Source organism: Pirellulaceae bacterium, from assembly GCA_029243025.1.
Lineage (GTDB): Bacteria > Planctomycetota > Planctomycetia > Pirellulales > Pirellulaceae.
Genome location: JAQWSU010000042.1, coordinates 116213 through 138509, shown reverse-complemented (window position 1 = coordinate 138509; position 22297 = coordinate 116213). Strand labels below are relative to the sequence as shown.

The window sequence follows — 22297 nt, the reverse complement described above, 5'->3', positions numbered from 1 at the left end:
TCCATTTCAGCTTGCCGCCAGCATCGGCTTGACCACTCCGGTGCTATCCGCAAAGCGGTCCATCTTCACTCCCATCAGTCGTGCCTGCGTCAGCCACAGGTTTGCCAAGGGAGTGCCTTCCGGCATATTGATGTGTTGCCCCGCTTGAACCCGGCTGCCTCCACCGGCAACGATGATCGGCAAGTCGTTGTATTGATGGGTGGAGCCATCTCCTAGGCCGGAACCATAGGTGAACAGCGTATTGTCAAGTAAAGAGGTTCCATCCGCCTCTTCAATTTGATCCATCTTTTTTAGAAGATAGACATACTGATCCATATGAAATCGATCGACTTTCAACAGATCGTCAATCATTTTGGTTTGATTGTGGGACATATGATGATGGCTACGTGGTTTATCAAAGAGTGACTCATACATGTAGGGTGTATCCCAACGTTCGGGCCCCACCATAAACGTCGTCACGTTGGTAAGTCCAGTTTGCAAAGCCACGATCATCAGATCACCCATGAGACGAATGTACTCACCTCGTGGCAGGTGGGCTTCAACCGGCTCTTCAAATTCGACTTTGGCGAGATCGGCCTTCATCGCCTCAAGCCGATCCATTTGTTTTTCAATGGAGCGTACGGAGTCAAAGTACTCGGAAAACTTTTGTCGATCAGGATAACTCAACTGCTGTTTCATTGACCTTGCATCTTCCAACACCAAATCGGTCACGTCGCGATAATTCTCGATTTCGCGTGTTGAAAACAATCGGCGATACATTTCACGAGGATCGCGAATCGAGGGTGCCAGATGCCCGGTTCCAAACCAGGAAATATTATCGAAGTAAATCGATTCCTTGTTGTCCTGGTGACTATTACAGCTGAATTCAAGTGTCCGAAACGGGGTCTGACCGCCTATTTGATCCGCCACGAGATGATCAAGCGTCCGATCCAACGGCCAAGCCGTTCCGTCGATCGTATAAGGTTCGGCACTACTCAGATAACAGGATGCACATTGTGCGTGTACGTCGGTCCCTTGCTGAAACGTCCGATCCATTCCAGTGATCAGATTGATCTTCTGCTTAAACTCCTCTAGCGGCTGCATTGTAGGCGTAAATTGTTGGAGCGACTCGGCGCGAAAAAAGGGATCTTGCTTTCCAAGCGACTTCATCACGTTTCCCAAATTCCCTTTTGGAATTACGTGATCTGCCTCTCCAGGAAAGAATCCACGTCGCACGACACCAATCGGCACGTAGAAATGTGCCATTCTCTGTAGCACACTGCCTGTCGAACTGGCGGTAGCAAGCGTCTCCATCCAGGGCAACGCTAAGGCCACGCCGCCGATCCCTCGCAAAAAGCTTCTTCGTGATGTGATCGTCATCCTACTCCTTCCGTTCAAACACTAACGTTCAGCTGACCGATTCTTAAAGTCGAGGTTGCGCTGAAATGGCTCACTAAAAATCACTTGTTTCAACAAGCTCTGCATTTTGTAGTCATCGTTTGCTGTCGCCTCAACAATCTGGTCGAGCGCAAACTGATCCGAGGCGTTTACTTCACGAGCGAGCGAAAATGCAAGCAAATGCGCGGCTAACGCCCGAGTAAATCGATCTTTTTCGGCAAGCAGACCATCTTTCAACTCGGACACATTTTTGAATTCGTGGCGTCGAAATAGCGTCCCCGCGGCATCCACATCCCGACCGTTATCGTATGTTTCTCGCCAAACCCCAATGGGATCATAGTTTTCCAGAGCAAAACCGAGCGGATCAATTTTCTCATGACATCCTCTGCAATCCGCTCGTTCGCGATGCTTGCTAAGTCGTTCTCGCAAGGTCAGCGTCTGCTCGCCGTTGGCAGTCTTATCGACAAGGGGCGGAACATCGGCTGGTGGCGGATCAGGCGGATTATTAAAGATGACTCCGGCCATCCACGCGCCCCGCGTAATCGGCTGCGTTCGCTCCGGGCCGGAAGTCATTGTCATCACAGCCGCATTGGTGATCAGACCGCCGTTCCGACGATCCGTAACCGGAACGCGACGAAAATTCAGCACGCCCACACCACCGCCACCCTTTTTTCCACCATGTTCAGCCGGAGTCGCCAGATCTTGATAAGCTTCCTCCAAGAGGCCAGATCGATAGGTGAAGTCAGAATCAATGAATTGCGTGATTGAAAGATTTTCAATCAGCACAGTTTCAAACAGCAGTAAAGGCTCGAGCATCATGTGCATGCTGTCCCGATACTTCAGAAAATAAAATCCCGGGTATTGGTCCACATTCGGCGCAGAAGAAATAATCCGTTCCAATTGCAACCATTGAGATGGAAAGCTATCACAAAACCGCTTCAACTTCCGATCTTTCAACATTCTTTGCACCTGTGCATCCAGTACCGCTGGCTGGTGCAGCGTTTCTGATTTCGCCACCTCGAGCAACGCCTGATCGGGGATACTTCCCCACAGAAAAAACGAGAGTCGCGAAGCAAGTTCATAATCACCCATCGGTTTCGAATTCTCGCCACCTCCCTCTTGACCATAGAGATAAATAAAACGTGGCGATGCGATCGTGGCGGCCGCAACCGCTTTCATTGCATCGACAAACCTCACACCGGAAGCTCGCTTTCGCGAAACAAATTGCAGGTAACGTTCCAAGAGTTCCTGATCTGGAGGCCGCCGAAAGGCCCGCGTCAAAAACAGCTCGAGTCGATCGCGAACAATCGCGTTTTCATCGCCTCCATTCGCCGGAGGATCAAAAAAATGCGACCAATTCCCCACGTTACGTGGAACAAAGTCGGCGCTTTGCGTAATCGATTGACCTAGCTTCAAAAAGGCCTCCATTAACAACGGTGACAACGACAAATGGTCCCCCCGATTGTCGAAACCATGCTCCGCTCGCAAATCTTGTGGAAACGCAGCGACGCCGGCCAAACGCCGTTCGATCATCTGAGATTTACCAAGAGGACGGCTTCCGACCGTGACGACGTCAGCCATCTTGCCAGTCTCTGGCTTGAAGTAATCTCGATGTTCCCGCATCATTCGCTCAGGCAACGTAAATACAATGCACTTCAGATCGAAAAGATCGGTAACCGCATTGTTATATTGAAAACGATTCATCCGCCGTATTGGCGTGCGCTGGCCCGGGATTTGGTTGGAGACCGTGTCGCGCAGAATCAGTTTCAACGCCGCTACCAGTTGTTCCCGAAGTTTTAAATCCAGTTGCGGCTCGTCCTCTGGGGGCATTTCTCCCAAATCAATCACTTCAACCAAGCGATGCAGCAGCTCAACTTTCTCTGGAAAATTGTCGCTTCGAAGTTCAAGGAGATTCGTATCGCCTTCCACTTCACCATCGGCACCATGGCACTTTGCACAATGTTTTTTTATAGCGGGCAAAACAAGTTCAGAAAAACGATCGACATCGGCTGCAGCAACACCGGAAATTAACAGACAAAGCGATAGAACTTGCATCGCAAGTCGTTTGCGCCAACGGCAGGTCAAAAGACAAATTGTCATCTCAATAGAAATCCCTGATTGCTTCAAAATGGCATTTCGTATCATTCTATCCGAAAACAAGAGAGCATTCCGAGACCAAGGCCGCCTTAGCCGAAACGGTTTAAAAAAAACAAACGCCATCCTGCCGACAGACCGCAGCCGATGATCTCAAGCCCCAAACGGGGTCTTGGCTACACAGTCCTTTCTCCTTACAAACCCGCACAAACCCGCAAACGGCCCGATAAAAGGTTACAATAACGATCCGGCGAGGCGCACGAACCCTTGCTTTCACCCCGATCCGAACCAGGACTCCGCATGCGTTCCCCCTGCTTATTTGCCTTGTTGACATTGAGTTTGAGCAATCCGCTATTTGCGAAATCACCTGCATCAGATCGGCCCTTCAACGTCCTGTTTATTATCTCGGACGATCTCACTTCTACCGCTCTTTCCTGTTATGGCAATCAGCTCTGCCACACCCCCAATATTGATCGGTTGGCCAGATGTGGCACGCGTTTCACTCGGACCTATTGCCAAGGGACCTACTGCGGACCTTCGCGTGCCTCGTTCATGTCCGGCTACTACCCTCATGCCACAGGAGTACTAGGTTACACAAGCCCTCGCCCGGCAATTGGCGAGCGAGCTACCTGGGCAGAACATTTCAAGAATGCAGGTTACTACACGGCTCGAGTCAGTAAGATTTTTCACATGGGGGTTCCCGGAGGAATCGAACTGGGAACGGACGGGGCGGATGATCCGACTTCCTGGACAGAACGATTCAACAGCCAGGGGCCTGAATGGCGGGCAAGCGGGACAGGCGAAACACTCGAAGGTAATGCCGATGGCAGAAAGCCTGTCGTGGGTGGCAACACGTTCGTGGTTGTCAAAGCGGACGGCGACGACCTGGCCCACTCAGACGGTAAAACGGCCGCCAAGGCGTGTGCGCTAATCGAAGAACACCAAGCGGATTCCTTCTTTATCGGCGTCGGTTTTGTCCGCCCCCACGTACCGTTTGTGGCTCCACGCTCCGACTACGAATCGTTCCAACCCTACAGCAAGCTGAGCCTTCCTCAAAAACAGCCAGGCGATTGGGACGACATCCCGAAAGCGGGAATCAACTACAAAACCAGCTCAAACATGCAGATGGACATCCGCCAGCAAAAGAAAGCTCTTGGCGGCTATTACGCATCCGTGGAATACATGGATCGCCAAGTCGGAAAAGTACTCGACGCTCTTCAGCGGGAAAACTTGGTCGACAAAACAATTGTGATCTTCACTAGCGATCACGGCTACCATTTGGGCGAACATGACTTCTGGGCAAAAGTCAGTCTCCGCGACGAGTCTAGCCAAGTCCCCTTGATCATCTGTGTGCCTGGCAAGCAACCTGCCGTCTGCCACTCACTCACCGAGTTACTCGACCTTTACCCAACCATCTCAAAACTTTGCGGGCTTGAAGTGCCAACCCGTTTACAGGGCAAAGACATTTCGCCCATGCTGGACGACCCCGACTATGAAGTACGAGACACGGCATTTAGCGTCGCGCCCATGCGAAAAGGTTTTTTGCTTCGAGAGGATGAATGGGCCTACATCCAATACAAAGAAGATGCGTCTCACGGAATCGAACTGTACAACATGGAAACCGACCCGCAACAATTTCGCAATTTAGCCAACGTCCCCGCATACCAATCGCAGGTAGATCGCTTACAACAAAAACTAGCTGACAAACTTGTCGAGATTCGCAATCACGATCTCGATGAATAGTCGCCAAACGCTCTTGTCGCAGATGAGGGTCCAACGATACCGCGCGGCAAGCGCCGGATTCACTCTTTCATCATCTCGCGCAGATTCGCTGTGAACACGAGTGGTCACCTTGCGGCAGTAACAACCTGTCCGGCCCAGCAACCCTCTGCGGAGATACTGTGTTTCCGTTCAGCACACGGATTCATCTCCGACTCCTACTCCACGCCATGTTCTCTGGCCCGCGCCGAAGCTTCAATCAAAAGCCGCCCCGCATCCCTCCACAAATTGGCCGCAGCTAAAGCCGAAATGGTTTCATCGTTGGCTGCCGAAATCTTCTCGGCCGCTCGGGTCAACAACTCGTATAGGTCCGAATCGTAGGGAGCCATTTTGCGTCCTCCTTTGTGCCTTGGTTGGAGAACTGTACGCACTTGATCTTCGGCGGGCAAACGAATGCTAGCATGCCTTTAAGATTTCGCATAAGACACTCACCGAGACAAGCTGATTCCAATCATTCGTCTCGTGATGAAAAGCTCACCGATACGATCCGCTCGGCAAAGCCAACAGAGTTCACACCAGCCAACCATTCATTCGCCCGCCCCCCCAGTCACCGCAGATATCCGGCAACTCACCATCGCTGGCTCTCCATCAAAAGTGCCAGTTAGGTCGAAACAACGCGCTGCCGCGACCCATGACGGATTTAAAAAGAAGAAAGATCTGCGCCAAGCAGGCCAACCTTGATTCCATTCTGTTTTAACACAGCAGTGGCTTTACCATTCACAACCAACAAACTGATCAATCCAATACAAGGCAGCAAACAGCCGACACCAAATACAATCCCCAAGGCCACGCCGTAAACTTGAACCGACAAAAGGAAAACAAAAACGGCACTCACGATTCCAACAATTGATGAGATTCCCAAGGCAATGATCACCAATTCCGAAGGCAGGACAATTAGGCAAATAAACACGACCACCAGCTGAATCAAAATGCAGACGAGAACTCCCTTTTGGAACTTAGCGACCTTCCGCAGGTCATCGTGAGAGCCGCTGATAACACCGACAGCTGGCGATGGTGAATCCGGCGATTGAAAGGGGTTTTCTGCCATCTTCCTCTTCCAGTGGAATGAGAGGATTGTAGGTGAATCAGCGACGAAAAAAAATCAAATGCGTCCCTTGTTTCCTGATGGTAACAATTCAAAGCACGGAAAGCAAAACCAACGACCCTGGGCTTCGCAGGGTCGCCAACACGCCCAATCAACCAAAGCTTCCATTAGGCCTCAACCCGGCATCACAAACAGCGCAGGATGGACACAGTCTTTTCGAGATTGACCGATTAGAAGGCGAGAAACCTCAGGCTGCCGATACCTCGTGGGTTGATCCCCAAAAACTAGCTGCATTTTTTTGTCTTCACTTCTTTTAAAGCACGACCAAAGTCACAATCGACTACCAGTCAACGACGGAACCATCATCAGGATCGAATTGGGCCGGGTAGGGTTGCGGTTCACCAACCTGATCCATCAGCTTGTCTTCGTCGATCGTGATTCCTAGCCCCGGAGCCGTCGGAATAGGCCGATGTCCATTTTTGACTGGGGGCAGAGGTTTGGCGAGCAGGTCCGCGTATTCATTGTCACCTCGCTCCTGAATCATGAAGTTAGGAATCGATGCGGCAATCTGTAGGCTCGCCGCGAGCGAGCAGGGCCCTTGAGGATTGTGTGGGGCCAGAGGCGTGTAATAGGCTTCCGCCATGCCCGCGATTATCTTCAATTCTGTAATGCCGCCGGCATAGCAAACGTCTGGCTGCAAGATCACTGCCGCCCGCTTCTCAAGTATTTCCCTGAACCCCCACTTCGTGAAGACGCGTTCACCGGTTGCAATTGGTATGTGGGTTTTCTTAGCAAGTTCTGCCATCACATCCACATTAAGCGCCTGAACGATTTCTTCGTAGAACCAAGGATGGTAAGGTTCTAACGCCTTCATCAGTAGCAATGCGGTAGGTGGCTGAACGGCTCCATGAAAATCGATGCCGATATCAACGTCTGAGCCATATTTTTCACGGAGAGCTTTGAACCGATCGGCAACCTCATCAACAAACTTCTTCCCTTCAACATATTTAAACGGTGTCCGCGACGCACCGGGACCAACCTTCATTGCGGTTACGCCGGTTTCTTTACTTACTCTTCCATAGACCCGCACTTGTTCACGAGTTGGCCCTCCCAGGAGCTTATAAACTGGCACACCGTAGCACTTCCCGGTGATATCCCAGAGGGCTTGATCAATACCTGATGAGATCGCAGTCTTGATCGGACCGCCCCGATAGAATGCTCCGCGGTGGATAGCCTGCCAGTGATGAGTCACGCGCCGAGGATCTTTACCGACCAGGTAATCAGCCACTTCTAACGCACCGGCACCGCAAGCCTTTGCGTCGTCTTTCAGCATTTCGCCCCAACCGGTGATACCAGCATCGGTCGATATTTTGACAAAGACCCAAGAATTCTTGAGGACAAACGTTTCGATTTCAGTCACTTGAATCTTGTCATTCGGACCGATGGCAGCCGCATTCGAGCGTTGGGCATGAAAGGCTTGCATGCTAAACAATGCTGCCGGACCAAACAGAAGGGATCGCAACAAGGATCGTCGATCGTGTTGAATTTGGGACATGCGGACGCTCCGTTCTCTCAAGTTGAATTGATTGGATTGCTGTCGCAGTGTAGCTACAGCGTAGATTCGCTCGAATCCCCTGTAAAGAAAAGTCCGTCTCAAAACAGGGTAAAAAAGGTGTCAGGTACCTATTTGGCTAAACAGGCAACTATTTGGCTCGGTATGCAACCGCTGTTTTGTTGGGGGAGAGCCGCGGGAACTCGGACAACTTCTCGACATGGCGAACATTCAAAAATCTAGGGCAGGAGGAGGGGGGGGGAGTCGCGATCTCGCGTGAATCGTACACTGAAGAAGAGATCGGGTCTTACACCGCTTCAAAATCTCGCCTGAAGCGCCGAACTATCGGGTACTGTTCCCTACCTCGACAGGGATGACAACGGTTGTATTTCCTTTTACGAAAGGTACTCATGAACCAACCGATCGCCTACTTGAAAGGTAAATTTGTTCCTGCATCAGAATGTGCCCTCCCAATGCACGATCTTGGAATCGTTCTCGGCGCTGCGGTCACTGATTTCATGAGAACGTTTCACCAACAGCCTTACCGCATGGAAGATCACATCCATCGCTTCTACAGATCGTGCAAATATGCCCGCATCCATCCGCCCGTCACGTTCGAAGAGAGTATCTCAATCTCTCAACATCTGCTGACCAGCAACGGCCCACTCTTCCCTGGACAAGAACTGGGTCTGATTTTTTACATGACGGCCGGAGAAAATTCGGTTTACGCAGGCGCAGCCGGCATGCCGGCAAGCCTCGCTCCAACTTACGTCCAACACACGTTCCCGATGCGTTTCGACCTATTCCGTGAGATCTTCACCCGCGGCGTTCATTGCATGACGCCGTCACCGCGTCATTGGCCCCCGCAATGTTTATCTTCGAAAATCAAGAATCGCAATCGGCTCCATATGTGGATTGGCGAGCAAGAAATCCGACAGCTTGACGCAACGGCCATGCCGCTCTATCTCGATATCCACGGCAACATCACAGAGACCAGCGGATCAAATTTTGTCATCTACCGTGATGGAAAAGTCATTTCCCCACAACGCAACAATGTGTTGTGGGGAATTAGCCTGACGGTACTTGAAGAGATTTTGGAGGACCTAAACATCCCCTTCGCCGAGGAAGACATTCAAACTTATGATGTCGTCAACGCAGACGAAGCATGGATCGTCAGCACACCCTATTGCGTGGGCCCGGTCGTCAAAATCAACGGTGTTCCGATCGGCACTGGCACACCGGGTCCTATGTGGCGCCGCATACTCAATCATTGGAGCGAAATCGCTGGAAAAGACATTTACCGCGAGACAGCGGAAGCCTTTTAACGCTCGCCTCAAACAAACCTTCACAGCCGCGCATTTGCCCCGAAGACACAGAAAGCCACCCGGTCTTCCACACTACCACCCGAAACCCGCAGACTCAGGAACGATTTAACGAAGTGCCGATTTTCCAAGAAAAAAGGGCAGCCGATCAACTGCATGATTGCGTAAAAAGCTATGGCTAATGATTGTCGCGGAAAGCAGCTAAGATCAGACAAAAAGATAACTGCCTGTGTTTTTGGCCATCAAAAGGCAACAGCCAGCTGCCAAAACAGTTAGTTGCGATCGTTGCTAGAGCACAACTTATCAAGATCGTTTGCGGCGACGAAGTGACCCGATCTTAGCTGCTGAGAGCCGGAATGACTCACCGCTCTGGCGACCCCGCAGGAGCAAGTAGTTTGTCGGTAACGACCGGCAGCCCAACAGTGCCAATAGACTCAGTGCCAACAACGCAAAGCTGAATGGCTCCGGCACCAGATTAACTTCCGCCTCCTGCTCGTAGCGTCCACCTACCGAGTCGATGCCTCCAGAAGTCGAGCCTCCAGAAAAGGCAACGATCAGATCAGCCGTATCGAAATCGCCATCGCTATTCCAGTCGCCTTCGGTCCAGTAAGCGTTTCCAGCAATATCGTCTTCGTATTTCCCAGACGCCAGAACCTGCACAAGGTCACTGCTATTGAACTTGCCGTCCAGGTTCGCGGCTCCATAGAAAATGACCGAAAGCGTATTCCCAGCTTCGGCAGCAAACCCATTCGGTTCGTCGGTATAGGTGTCAAATAGCGATTGGTCGACGCCTACGGAAGACTGGTTTGCAACGACTTGCTGACGCAGGCACGCTACCGAGAGACCTGCTGTTTGTTGCACGCCACAGTGACATCAAGACAACCCAGACCTTTTACATCTCAAACGATGCCCACTCCGTCGCAGATCGGTTTGGGAACATTTCTGGGAACAATCAAGTTAGAGTTGGTGCCCAGGGCAGTGTCGAAAAAGCAGTTGGCATTGCTATCTAAGAATGGGGATGACAGGAATCGAACCTGCACTCCGGTTAAGGAACTAGATCCTAAATCTAGCGCGTCTGCCAATTCCGCCACATCCCCGGCAGATTCACCTGGCTTGCATCGCCCAGGCGGGAAACACCCCTTCCTGCCAGCGCGCAATTCCAGTGAGCGTGCGTAACAAATTATCCGAGATCAGTTACCACTGCAAGACGAAACGCCTGTGTCCATTCAAAATTCCACAGGATCAAACCGTCGGTATTCCAAGCACTCGCCTCCCCCGACAGCGGTTACCCCGACAGCGGTTACCACGGCAGAAAATGTTGAATTCTGAATCTGGCTGGGGCGTTGAGGAAGCGACCTGCTCGGTCGAATGTCGGATAAAAACGTTCCGAGCCCTCCAATGAACACTCCCCACACCACGGCCGACACAAACCCAGTCCAATGAAAAAGGAACTGCGATCGTTTACGGTGCACCGGTCAATCCGCTCTAAGCTATTGCTTTGCGCCGATAGACAAAGATGCCCAAATATTCCTTGAAATTTTGGCGGGCAATTCGATCACACAACGCGTCTAATACCGAACCCTTAACGGCCACTTCAGAAAAACCCGGAGTTCAGAGACTTGCCACCTGATGTTGGGATAGGCAGCTTATTCACCAATCAGTCATCCAAGCGCAGGCTTCTATATCAACCGGTGGCAAGCCTCTGCACTCCTTCACCGCTAACGCCCCAGGAATCCTGAGATAACGGACCTGAAGTTGACAATCGCGATCAGAAGTTCCATTAACTTTGCAAATCGCCAAGAAATCGGCATCCGATTACAGCAGGAAGCATTGCGAGGGTGGGTAGGCGAGGGGCCCATCGGCCAACTACAAAGCCGATGAGCCCCGAGCCATTTTCTTCACCGAATACTCACGGGTCCCCCATCGCATCACCGCGACTGCCTGCGAGCTGCTCTTAAATGCTCGTCACCTCTAACCACCCCTCATGCTTGTCACTGATGATGAACTGCTTTCGAGATCAGTAAGCTTCAAAATCCATCCACAAGCGGCCTCAGCGCATAATCAAGCCAGTACCAAGCGATCGCTAATGGAACAACCGCCGTCAGTAGGAACCAAACAAGCGTAATCGTCGCCTTCACCCAGGGCTTAAACCGAGGGCTAAACCAAAGCGCTGGCAATCCCAGCGGCCCAACGACAGCCAGCAAAACCAGGACGACCCATCGGTTGTTCAAGACAGGGGCAAACGTGGGCGAAATCTCGATAAACACCGGGGACGTTTGCTCCGAGGGAACCGACCTGGCCTGCGCCTCCAACAGCTGGCTACTACAATTCACTGTTGCAACGACAGCATCCTGCTGCTCGGACAAATTCTGCCTCAAGGGCCTGCCACACGCGGCACAGAAACGATCATCGCAACTCCGTGGATGACCACAGACGTTACAGAAATCGGCATTATCTCTATCTATCAGACTCTTGCCCACGATAGCGGCTCTCCCGCTTCAAGCTTAGGGCACGCCTTTCACATTGGCTTCTCAAGAGACCCGTTCAGGACTCTCACTACCCATGAGACAAAAGAAGAAAGTACCGTTTATTTGGCCTGTCAATATCTTGCGGCCCCGCGCCGCTGAAAATGCGACGAATCACTCACACGCCGTGCGCCCCATCCCTTCAACGTCGGCTATTATTTCCTCAGTTTGCTAATCAATGGCTGCAAACTCGCAATCAATGTACTGATCATGATGATTACCCGGAACGACTGCCGCTAATTCCAGCACGGCTCGTCGCAAGTAAAGGAAACCGCAACATTGCCCCGCCTTCTGATCATTTCCATCGTCTCGCTTGCACTCTCTGTTTCATTTTCAATTTCGTGCCACGCGCGTGAACCGAGTTGGTCACCGCATGTCATCTTGCCGAACGCGAAACGGGACAACATCCAGTCAAAAGAGATTATCCACCGGCCTTACCGACCACTCCACTTCTACGGCAACACAATTCGCCGTCGTTATCATCGCGGCTCCGCACGCCCCACTACAGACGACCTACAGACAACCGTATCAGCGATTCTCAGTCGATAGATGATCGGTCGATCGCATATCGCCGAGTCTGTATGCAAAGCGGGCCGGGGCTGCTGACACAGGGAAATCCCCCTCACACTGCGCCTTGCGGTATGCATCGCGGCACACCAAAATAGCAACACTGGCGGAATGCACGCAGGGCAGGTCCAGCAGCTTGGTGGACACGAACGACTCGTGTCTGCAGCCCAAACGATCCTTCCTGCGACTCATCCCAACAGCTGCGTTCTAGATGCCCAAACCCCCTTTGTGGCGACGCCGCGTCTACCTGGCAGTTCACGACTGCCAGGCAACTTAGCGCGTCAACGTCATGAAGCCGAGCGATGAAACGTAAAGCCACAAATCAAATTGATCGATCGCAGCGTTACAGAGCAAGCAAAAAAGGCACTCACATGACACGCCCCGAAGTCCCTTCATTGACTAACGAACAGGCGTTCGAACTCGCCCGTAACGTCGTTCGATCATGCCGCTTTCCACAACTGGCAACCTGCGATGGAGACCAACCAAGATTGCGCCCTGTCTCACCAGTTCGTACTGACGACTTCGTCGTTTACATCGCAAACCTACGCAGCTATCAAAAAACCAAAGAGATCGCAGCGAACCCCCAAGTTGAGCTCTGCTATCTCTCCGACACTCACGACCAAGTTCGCATCTCCGGCCTCGCCAAAATAGTCGACGACCAAAGCCTGCTCAAAACGATTTGGGCAGAGAACCCACTGTTGCGACAATACCTCGGATCGGTCGATAATCCAGAGTTAATCATCTACCGGATTCAACCCAAGCGAATTCGTTTGATGCAGGAATGGGCGCTTTCCTACTACGAGATCCCAATACCGACCTAATACGATCCTAAGAACAGAATCCACCTCACGGTTCAAGGAGTTACTAGATGTCCACCCCATGCCAGCTACGCAAACTAACGCGACGCGAATTTCGTGAACGAATGGACAGTGGCGAACTAAAGGCTTGCATTCTCCCTGTAGCTGCCATCGAACAGCATTTGGAACACTTGGCGATGGAACACGATTGGCGCAGCGTTACGGCAGTGGCCTTACAAGTCGCTCAAAACCTTTCGCCATCCGTTCTGGTTGCCGAGGCCCTCATGGTAGGAATCAGTGAACATCACATGAATCACCCGGGCACATTAACCCTCCGCCCCGGTACCTTCCTAGCCGTCTTGAACGATTTAATTCGCAGCCTCACCAAAGCTGGCTTCACAAACATCCTCGTCTTGAATGGCCATGGCGGTAACATGCAACCCTGCCAGGCCGTATGGGATCAGTTCGTGCGAGAATTTCAAATCAATCTTGAATTTTTCTCGTATTGGGACGTCTTAAATGAATCCGATGCCGTTGACCTCCTCAAAAGCGGACACCGACTGCCAGATGATCTCCCTGGGCACGCCCAGGAATTTGAAACAGCAATCGCAATGAGCGAATTTGGTGAAAACGTCCGTGAAAGCGCCATGCGTTCCCAAGCGGACCAGACACCAACTCACGCGACGCAGGCACAGGGCGCAGAATTCATGGAACGTATTGTCGAACGATTAACCGAACACTTGGAAAAATTGATTCGCGGAGAACGCAAGATCAAAGTTCCCGCATTTCATCCGTGATGCTTCGGTTCAAACAATTTCGATCGGACCATGAATGAGGCAACAGGCGATTAGGCTTTCATTATCTAGGCCGATGATCGAGGAAATTCGCCCGTTTAAACTTGGCTTGACACTGATCGAGATATGCTGAAAATCGCTTCGCAGAACCTGACCGCAGAGGTTCGGTGTGACGCCGGTATGGCCCTTGATGGCATTCCGGAGTTCCATCCGCATTTGACCCAAATCGGACCGTTGTCAGCTGTAAAACCAGGAAGGTAGCACAGCTTCGGCACGAGCTCGCGGTTCCCGCCGCACTAGGGCAAGGAGGCCTTAGTAGCATGCATGACTTACCTGCTTCCAACCATGGTTTGCGTCTTTCCAGCATCATTCCACGAGGCAAGTGGCACGGCGGCGATGAAACGCGCGTTACGTCCTGTTGCGTTGCTCCCGATCAATGCCAGCCTGGCGATTTGTTTGTCGTGATGGACGACACGCACCTTGAATCCCAAGAAGCGATTGAATTGGCGGTCGAGCGTGGTGCAACGGCGATTCTAACCGAACGAATCATCCCCTGTTCCGTTCCACAATTCATCGTAACCGACACACGAGTAGCCTTCGGTAGCCTGTGCCATGCACTGTCAGGTAATCCGTGTCAGTCTTTGCGAACTATTGGAATCACAGGTTCCTACGGAAAATCAATGACCCAACAGTTATTGATGGGAATCTTTGCACAGGCCAATATCAAAGCTGGCTCGATGAATTCCTATGGTCCAATCGGCGAGAACCGCTCGACCACGGAGCTCCACACTCACCCCAATCCAGCCACGATGGCGAATTGGCTAGCCCAATCCCGCAGCCAAGGCGCTACCCATGCTGTCATGGAGGTTTCCAGCCGCTCACTGGCAACACGACAGTTCAGTGGCATGAGCCTCGATGCTGCTGTGATCACCAATATTCGCCGCGAGCATGTGGAGTGGCATGGCTCCCTACGAAATTATCATCTCGCCAAGGCTCGCCTACTCAAACATCTGAAACCTGGAGGCTTTGCCGTCCTCAATGCGGACGACGCAGTGAGCTGCTCTTTGCTAGCAACGCTTGACGTGCCCGCACTCACAATTGGCCTTAACAAACCGGCTGAACTATCCGCCACGCTAATCGAAAGACACCCCAGCGAACAAACGTTCCTCCTCGATGCCGGTGATGAATCGATCGCCATTCGCACGCAAATCATCGGGGATGCCCACATCTACAACTGCCTGACTGCTGCCGCCATCGCTTTAACGCTAGGGATCGACCCCAACAAGGTTGTTCGCGGCATTGAATCGATCGAATCCGTGCCCTGTGCACTGCAAAGAATCGAGTGCGGTCAATCTTTTGGCACATTTGTGGACGCGTCTCACACGGCCGAATCACTCGGGAACGTCCTGCAAACCCTGCAAGAAGTCACGGCAGGACGCCTGCATTGCGTGCTCGGTGTCGACCATCGAGTTTCCACTGCGGGTCGAGCCAGAACAGGGCAAATCCTCGAAAAATTTGCCGACTCAACGGTGCTCACGAGCAGTCGATTCGATCGAAAAATGGCACTCAATTCAGCACATGACGTGCTCGACGGTTTCGACCGACCGTCCCAAGGACACCTCATGCCCGACCGGGCCAAAGCAATTTGCTGGACACTTGCCGAAGCAGAACCTGGCGACACCGTTGTTTTAGCCGGCGGTCGGGAATCGATGGGCCCCGACCAAGTCACACTTTGCGACGAAGACGTCGCACGCTACTGGCTACAACATGTGGACGACAATTACTCGTGCCCTTGGTCACCTGCATAATCCCAGCAGAATACGACCATCGAATCGAGCAGATCACAACCCACCAACAGCCGGCAGCCATTGACAGCTCGCCGGCTGTTTTTTTTGCGGCGGAATCCACTCAAGGCCCCGCCACTTCCCTACAAGCAAGCGGACCGCTCTACGGTTCTCGAGTTGCCTCAACGGGATTACGATTACGCCGAGGCGGCATTCTCAACGCCCCACATCACCAGGCCCCAACGCCAATCAAATCGCAACCGAAGCAACCCAGCCGACCTCAAGACGTGATTTCAAGTTCGCTTGACTGCAATGCCATCGAACCCGCTATCGTCCAGCCCGGCGAGCGATTCGATATGCGAAATTCTATTTCCAGAGTTTTTTTGGCGCTCCGGACTATTTTGACATTGGCAGAGATCACCAAGGGTGATATATCCCTTCCTCAGTTGAGGACGCAGTTGTTCGAGACATCACTTCGAACGCTGCTGTCAATCGCTGATCTACCAACGGATCAGCAAACCAGCATGCGGCTTCACGGTATTCACTGTCGGTCGCAAACAGACTTGTCAACGTTGACAGTATCAATTCACAAACCGTATTCACGTAACAATTCCAGCTCGGTGGGCTGGGAACCCGAATCGAGAATTTTTCGGATCGGCCGACGTGGTGAACAAAGGTGATGAAATAATTTGAAACGCGAGGGCTTCACCGTCAGTATCGAGAATTGCGGGATTTTGGTACTACCCTCCCTCCTGGGTTGAAGCGAACAACGTATCGGACCAAAACGGTAAATGGGTCAACCGTTCCGATAGGTGCTTCACGGTGAAGCTCACTACTGAAGCAGCGGAGAGTTCAAACTCTCCGCTGCTTCAGGGAACACGACGGCAGAGCGATTCATCGCTCTGCCGTTTTTTTTTGCCGTGATTGAGAAAAGATAGAACTCCGCCGCTGACCTTTATTCATGGTCATCGCGTTGCCAAAATCGACTCGCCAGAGCAGCTAACCGGTCGGCGAGCGGAGATGCATTCTAAATGCATCGCGACAGGCAATAATCGGATCGCTTGAGCGACCATTTAGATCGCTGCCATCAAGGCTTACAAACGCTAACAGCGATAAACTGCCTGGGTGTCCAACAGCTCTTTGCTTCCTAACACTCCGCACCTAGCCAGCGATTACTTTCAATCACTTCTTCGTTTGTCCTTTGTTGTTCGCGGTTGCCAGATAGCTTGCTGCTGTTTTTGCGACACGAGCCAAATAAGACGAAGCCACGGCCAACACGGATTCGTCGACGTCGAATTTTGCTGAGTGGGCTGGATACCCATGCTGGTCGCTTCCTCGTGCTCCATAACGCACATAACAGCCTGAAACGTGCTCGAGATAGTAACTAAAATCTTCTCCTCCCATATTAGCGGATTCCATCGGGAGAACCTGATCATGACTCACCACATCAATTGCAGAATTTCGCGCTAGTTCCAGAGCTTTTCCTTGATTGATCAGCATAGGAGTTCCTCGACTGATTTCCACGGAGACTTTCGCCCCATGCAATTGCCCGATCGAAGCAGCCATTCTTTTCAATGCTGCCTCAAGGCGAAGTCGCACGTCGGCATCTTGCGCTCGTACAGTCCCTTGGAGTGTGGCTGTATCGGCAATTACGTTCGCCGCCGTTCCGGCTTCGAACCTTGCCACCGTCACAACGGCAGGATGCGATGGATTGATTTCCCTGGAGACAATGGTCTGAAGGGCCATAACGAGCAGTGATCCGACCATCACCGCGTCAATCGTCTGATGAGGGCGGGCCGCATGACCGCCGCGCCCCTGAATATGAATGACAAAAGCATCGCTGGATGCATTGACGGTACCTTCCGCAACAACAATGGTACCAACGGGATAATGCTGATCGACGTGCCCACCAAAAATCATTCCAACATCCCGCAGGGCACCGGCTTCAATCATGGCTTGAGCACCATCGCCTGTTTCTTCGGCCGGTTGAAAGAGCAAACGAATCGGTGCGGCAAGCTCGCTTTCCTCTGCCAATAAGGTCGCGGCACCTAACAATGCGGTCGTGTGCACATCGTGCCCACAAGCGTGCATCACACCCGGCACCGACGAGGCAAACGGCAAGCCCGTTTCTTCATGCATCGGCAATGCGTCTAAATCGGCCCGCAAGGCCACCCAAGACGCTTTCTCAGCAAATCGCCCGCGTACGATTTCGGCAACAACTCCCGCTCCCGCCACTTTTTGGCGGTAATTTACCTCAGGCAGTTGATCCAAAAACGCACAAACACGGTCAGCCGTGCGATATTCCTGGTAACTCAATTCAGGATGCTGGTGCAGATCACGACGTATCTGAACAAGTCGCTCAAACAGATTCTTTTCGAATTTTGCCATCACCTTGTTTCATTGCAAAAACAGGACATCGAATCAACAAACCGACCCTGGGACCAAATTATCATCGCGCACCGAGCAGATAGGATGGAACGATCCATGACGAGTGCGAGCGTCCCTTATTCTCCTCTCAGAACAGGCAACGTCGCAAGTGGTCAATCAGCTTAGCAAAGGCAGGCAAGACGGCGTCGAGCAGGCTGGAGACGAGCACGTTGACAGAATCCTATACAATCGGTAAGAAGCACCATCGAATAGGAAGCCTCGTGTCTTGCGACGATTCGCTGAAAAGGCCCAGTTATGCAACACCCAAATCCGGTCGCCATCATTACGGGTTCTTCGCGAGGTATTGGTCGAGCAATCGCTGCGAAACTTGCCTTGGAAGGCTATTCCGTTGTCATCAATTTTGTAAGGCGATCGGACGCTGCACTCGAAGTCGTCGCCGAAATAGAAAGAGCAGGGGGGCAGGCAATCGCACTTCAGGCAAGCGTCGGCGATGCCGATCAGCGACAGCGTCTGATTGCCATGACGCTTGAGAAATGGGGGCGTATCGACCTGCTCGTTAACAACGCTGGAATCACTTCCCCGGGCCGAAAAGACCTACTTGAGTCGACACCAGAAGATTGGGATCACGTTTTTGACACCAATTTGAAAGGCCCTTTTTTTCTATCCCAACTCGTCGCAAATGAAATGAGCCGAGCGGCAAAGAAAGGTCCAAGCCTACGATTGAATATCATTAATATCTCTTCCGTGTCCTCCTACACGGTGTCTGAAAATCGAGCCGATTACTGCATTGCTAAAGCTGGCATGCAAATGATGACATGGCTATTTGCCACTCGCCTTGCTGAATACGGCATCGGAGTATTCGAGATTTGCCCTGGCGTAATCGCAACGGACATGACATCACCCGTGAAGGAAAAATATGACCGGCTAATCGAGGATGGTCTGACTCCCATTCGACGCTGGGGCGACCCCAGCGATGTCGCTTTAGCCGTTTCCGCGATCGCAAATGGCTCTTTCCCCTTTAGCACCGGCGAGCGTATTAACGTCGATGGTGGATTTCACATTCGGCGACTGTAATTAGATGCCTGCTAAAAGCAAAGAAGCAGTTTTCTCAGCAACTCCGCGATTAAGATGCGTTGCACAAAGCGAGAGTCATCGTGAATATCCCGGCTGATGGCACGCTCGTTTTCCTATTCCAAATTCCAACCATCCGGAACGATCGCATCTTTGAGAATCACAGGGATCCCATCACAGACGGCACAAGGTCCGCTTTCGTGAAGCCCCTGGGGAAAATCTGATCTGGGCACAATTTTCACGCCCCGTCCGATGTGACAATTCTTATCAACGATCGAACCGACGATTAACGAATCCGCTCCAATACCAATCGGTGGCCGATCCAAACGATCATCATCTCGCAATTCTGAATTCGTCTCGTATTCATCGGCTCCCATGATGATCGAATCACGAATGGTCACATTTTCACCGATCGTACAACGCAAGCCAATCACGCTATTTTCAATCTTCACCCCTGGTGAAATTCGGCAACCGTCCGCGACTAGACTGTTACGGATATTGACTCCATCGAGTCGTGAAGGCGGCAAAAATCTCGCACGTGAATAAAGCGGCGCTTCAGGATAAATCAAATCGAAGGGTGGTTTATCCGTGGCCAATTGCAGATTTGCGTTGTAAAAAGCCTGGATGGTACCGATGTCTTCCCAGTAACCATCGAATAGGTGGACCTGGACGTTTTTGGGTTCGATCAGCGTTGGGAAAATCTCTTTCCCGAAATCTTGATAGGAAGTGCTTCGCAACACGTCAACCAGTAAATCTCGATTAAAAACATAGATTCCCATACTTGCAAGACATTCACGTCCTCGACTTTCAATACCCCGCGCCTCGATCCATGCTGGATCCATCAAGACGGGACCTAGCTGCTCGTCAGTTGTTGGCTTCTCAACAAAGCCATGCACACTTCCATCATCGCCGATTCGCATGATCCCAAGTGCAGCAGCGTCCTTGCGATCAACTGGAATCGCCGCAATCGTGGCGTCGGCGTTGGCTTCGATATGCGTCTTCATCATCTCCCGATAGTCCATCCGATAGAGCTGATCTCCGGATAGAATGACCACATAATCAATATCAGACTGCTCAAGATATCGCACATTTTTCCGGACCGCGTCGGCAGTCCCTTCGTACCAATCCGTCCCATCCATGGTCTGTTGCGCGGCGAGAATCTCGACAAATCCAGCACTGAACGAATCGAATCGGTAGGTCTGGCGAATGTGACGGTGCAAGCTCACCGACATGAACTGCGTCAAAACATAGATCCGCCGCAAATCACTGTTGATGCAATTCGAGAGGGGAATATCGATCAGACGATATTTTCCAGCCAACGGCACAGCGGGTTTCGACCGAACCTTTGTCAGCGGATAAAGGCGACTACCACGGCCACCACCCAACACGAGTGTGATCACATTTCGCATAGAATTTCCCTAAGCGTCGAGATCCGAAATCCCAAGAGCCAATAAAGAGCTGTAGTTTGCCTACCCCATACAATCGCTCAGACCACACAGGCGTACATCAAAAGACAGGCGGCCAGGACCCCTCAGCCGACCATTGTTTTTAGGATAACAGCGGAAGTCAGCTTCGATCAACCCGGAGCGCGACAACAAACAGAGTTGCTGCGTTCAAGACCTGGCGACTTCACTCCGGTTCAAGACGGCCATTCGCTCACGTAGCGCGGGCTGCCGATCAAGCAATCGAGCAATCCGATGCCAATCCAGCTCATCCGCCCCCAAGGCTTCCACCACCTGCTCAGCATGCTCCCAATCTTCCTGATTTTTGAGCGAGAGTCGCAAATCGTCCCGGTCTAACTCCTTGGGCACTGGCAGTAATCTCAACACAAATTCTTCCGGATGATTTCGAACGAAGTGCATCGGATCGGATCGATGACAAGCTTCGGTCGCCCTGAGATTGGCACGCTTCAAGGCCGCAGCTCGGCAGTATTCCGCGATCAGTCCCAGTTGGGCGTGCAGTAGGCTCGCTCCATCCGTCGAGGCGAAAGTTGCATAGTCGGTCGAAGACTCACCTTCTAACGCTGTAATTAACCGATCCAAGAGACTCGGATCGACGAGTGGAGACTCGATCCGGATCCGCACGACTGCTTCCGCAGGAAAAGACTCCAAGCAATCGCATACCTGAGCTAAACCGTCACTCTTCTCACTGACAAAGATCCGGACGTTGGGCGGCACGAGCTCCTGCAACTCCGTTTCGTTACATCCACTTGGAATGATCACGACCACATCGGAAAGACGCTGTGCCTCAGTCGCTCGCCGGACGACCCAATCGACGAGTGGTGTCCCAGCCAGCTGTCGGCTGGCAAACGGCCCCAACTGATTCGAAATGGGAGTTGCTTCGGAAGAACTGAGTAAGACACAGCCGAGAGTTTTTAACATCCTTGCACCACTTCCATGTTTTGCCACGGTCCTCGCCAAGAGAAACGAGGCCCTTGCATTGGCCCTCGTCGGCGAAGCGAATTGACTGCCTGCTTGAGTCTAACAGTGCCGTCGACTAAACGTCAAGTGAAAAGCACCCCACGCTATTTAAGCGCGGCTAGAATCCGCTCGTCGGCTAAACTGTTTACCGTTAATTGGACTCCGTCATAGCAGTGCCCCACGCTGTGATCGCCGGGAACCGCCACAACAAAGGCCGCTGCAGCGAGCGCTGCTTGGCACCCCGCCTCACTATCCTCCAATACCATCATTCGCTCAGCAGCCACCTTAAATCTTTTTGCCGCCAGCTGATAAATTTCAGGATCTGGCTTGCCATTTTTTACATCTTCGGCAGACAACACAAAGTCAAATTCTGTGGGCAGCGAAATAATCTCCAACACACGTTCGACAAAAGAGCGCCGACTGCTGGTGGCAATCCCTTTCGGGATCTGGTTCTCATCCAGATATTGAATCAATGACACTAGTCCTGGCATCGGTGACAACTGATCGCTGAGGAGACTCTGAAACGTCTCCGCCGTTTCTTTTTCGAGTTCTTCCACCGAATCTGACAGTCCATACCAGTCGATCATGAGTGGCAGACTGACGCGACTTGGACGGCCCATCATCTGTCGAAGCAGACCAAGATCTAAATCAAATCCTCGACGGTTGATCATCTGCGTGCCGACTTGGATAAACAACTCTTCGGTGTTCACCATCAATCCATCAAGATCGAACGCCACGGCAGCCAGGCTTGGCGGTTTCGTCAAAAGAGCTCCCTTCTAAAA

Annotated in this window: 17 protein-coding genes and 1 tRNA gene; 6 read left to right on the top strand and 12 right to left on the bottom strand. The window is 52.0% G+C overall.

Features of this window, described 5'->3' with window-relative positions:
* Nucleotides 1–6: 6 nt before the first annotated feature.
* Nucleotides 7–1359 (bottom strand): DUF1552 domain-containing protein, encoded by a 1353-nt coding sequence (locus tag P8N76_18555; GenBank protein MDG2383680.1) that lies wholly within the window; start codon nt 1357–1359, stop codon nt 7–9.
* Nucleotides 1360–1380: 21 nt separating this feature from the next.
* On the bottom strand, nt 1381–3477 hold the full coding sequence (locus P8N76_18550) for a DUF1592 domain-containing protein (GenBank protein ID MDG2383679.1): 2097 nt from the start codon (nt 3475–3477) through the stop codon (nt 1381–1383).
* 294 nt (nt 3478–3771) lie between these two features.
* Here P8N76_18550 and P8N76_18545 point away from each other — a divergent pair, with 294 nt between their 5' ends.
* Nucleotides 3772–5214, top strand: coding sequence for a sulfatase (locus P8N76_18545; protein ID MDG2383678.1), 1443 nt, complete (start codon nt 3772–3774; stop codon nt 5212–5214).
* A 194-nt stretch (nt 5215–5408) separates the two neighbouring features.
* On the opposite strand, the gene P8N76_18540 is transcribed toward P8N76_18545, so the two are convergent.
* The 3 genes from P8N76_18540 to dgoD all read right to left on the bottom strand — a co-directional run bounded on the left by P8N76_18540 (nt 5409) and on the right by dgoD (nt 7850).
* Nucleotides 5409–5579 carry a hypothetical protein gene (locus tag P8N76_18540; protein MDG2383677.1) on the bottom strand — a complete coding sequence of 57 codons (171 nt, stop codon included), beginning with the start codon at nt 5577–5579 and terminating at the stop codon, nt 5409–5411.
* 311 nt (nt 5580–5890) lie between these two features.
* Complete coding sequence (locus P8N76_18535; GenBank protein ID MDG2383676.1) at nt 5891–6298, bottom strand: hypothetical protein; 408 nt, start codon at nt 6296–6298, stop codon at nt 5891–5893.
* Between the two features lie 337 nt (nt 6299–6635).
* Nucleotides 6636–7850 carry a galactonate dehydratase gene (gene dgoD, locus P8N76_18530; protein ID MDG2383675.1) on the bottom strand — a complete coding sequence of 405 codons (1215 nt, stop codon included), beginning with the start codon at nt 7848–7850 and terminating at the stop codon, nt 6636–6638.
* Between the two features lie 407 nt (nt 7851–8257).
* On the opposite strand from dgoD, the gene P8N76_18525 reads away from it, so the two are divergent.
* Nucleotides 8258–9172 carry an aminotransferase class IV gene (locus tag P8N76_18525; protein ID MDG2383674.1) on the top strand — a complete coding sequence of 305 codons (915 nt, stop codon included), beginning with the start codon at nt 8258–8260 and terminating at the stop codon, nt 9170–9172.
* Nucleotides 9173–9472: 300 nt separating this feature from the next.
* Here P8N76_18525 and P8N76_18520 read toward each other — a convergent pair whose 3' ends face one another.
* The 3 genes from P8N76_18520 to P8N76_18510 form a co-directional block, all read right to left on the bottom strand.
* On the bottom strand, nt 9473–10030 hold the full coding sequence (locus P8N76_18520; protein MDG2383673.1) for a hypothetical protein: 558 nt from the start codon (nt 10028–10030) through the stop codon (nt 9473–9475).
* Nucleotides 10031–10182: 152 nt separating this feature from the next.
* Nucleotides 10183–10266, bottom strand: a tRNA-Leu gene (locus tag P8N76_18515).
* Between the two features lie 930 nt (nt 10267–11196).
* Nucleotides 11197–11436 (bottom strand): hypothetical protein, encoded by a 240-nt coding sequence (locus tag P8N76_18510; GenBank protein MDG2383672.1) that lies wholly within the window; start codon nt 11434–11436, stop codon nt 11197–11199.
* Nucleotides 11437–12563: 1127 nt separating this feature from the next.
* On the opposite strand from P8N76_18510, the gene P8N76_18505 reads away from it, so the two are divergent.
* The 3 genes from P8N76_18505 (at nt 12564) to P8N76_18495 (ending at nt 15660) form a co-directional block, all read left to right on the top strand.
* A complete protein-coding gene (locus P8N76_18505; GenBank protein MDG2383671.1) occupies nt 12564–13082 on the top strand; it encodes a pyridoxamine 5'-phosphate oxidase family protein in 519 nt (172 codons plus the stop codon).
* Nucleotides 13083–13129: 47 nt separating this feature from the next.
* A complete protein-coding gene (locus P8N76_18500) occupies nt 13130–13855 on the top strand; it encodes a creatininase family protein (GenBank protein MDG2383670.1) in 726 nt (241 codons plus the stop codon).
* A gap of 317 nt (nt 13856–14172) precedes the next feature.
* On the top strand, nt 14173–15660 hold the full coding sequence (locus tag P8N76_18495; GenBank protein MDG2383669.1) for a Mur ligase family protein: 1488 nt from the start codon (nt 14173–14175) through the stop codon (nt 15658–15660).
* Between the two features lie 1158 nt (nt 15661–16818).
* Here the strand turns inward: P8N76_18495 and P8N76_18490 are convergent.
* Entirely contained in the window at nt 16819–18024 is a 1206-nt protein-coding gene (locus tag P8N76_18490; protein ID MDG2383668.1) for an amidohydrolase, read from the bottom strand.
* Between the two features lie 294 nt (nt 18025–18318).
* On the opposite strand from P8N76_18490, the gene P8N76_18485 reads away from it, so the two are divergent.
* Nucleotides 18319–19098, top strand: a complete 780-nt coding sequence (locus P8N76_18485; GenBank protein ID MDG2383667.1) for a 3-ketoacyl-ACP reductase — start codon at nt 18319–18321, stop codon at nt 19096–19098.
* 113 nt (nt 19099–19211) lie between these two features.
* Here the strand turns inward: P8N76_18485 and P8N76_18480 are convergent, their stop codons facing one another.
* From P8N76_18480 to P8N76_18470, 3 genes are all read right to left on the bottom strand, one after another.
* Entirely contained in the window at nt 19212–20504 is a 1293-nt protein-coding gene (locus P8N76_18480; protein ID MDG2383666.1) for a glucose-1-phosphate adenylyltransferase, read from the bottom strand.
* Nucleotides 20505–20708: 204 nt separating this feature from the next.
* The gene (locus P8N76_18475) at nt 20709–21476 is read right to left on the bottom strand and encodes a hypothetical protein (GenBank protein MDG2383665.1); all 768 of its coding nucleotides are present in this window, start codon (nt 21474–21476) and stop codon (nt 20709–20711) included.
* Between the two features lie 143 nt (nt 21477–21619).
* The gene (locus P8N76_18470) at nt 21620–22279 is read right to left on the bottom strand and encodes an HAD family phosphatase (GenBank protein MDG2383664.1); all 660 of its coding nucleotides are present in this window, start codon (nt 22277–22279) and stop codon (nt 21620–21622) included.
* Nucleotides 22280–22297 lie beyond the last annotated feature (18 nt).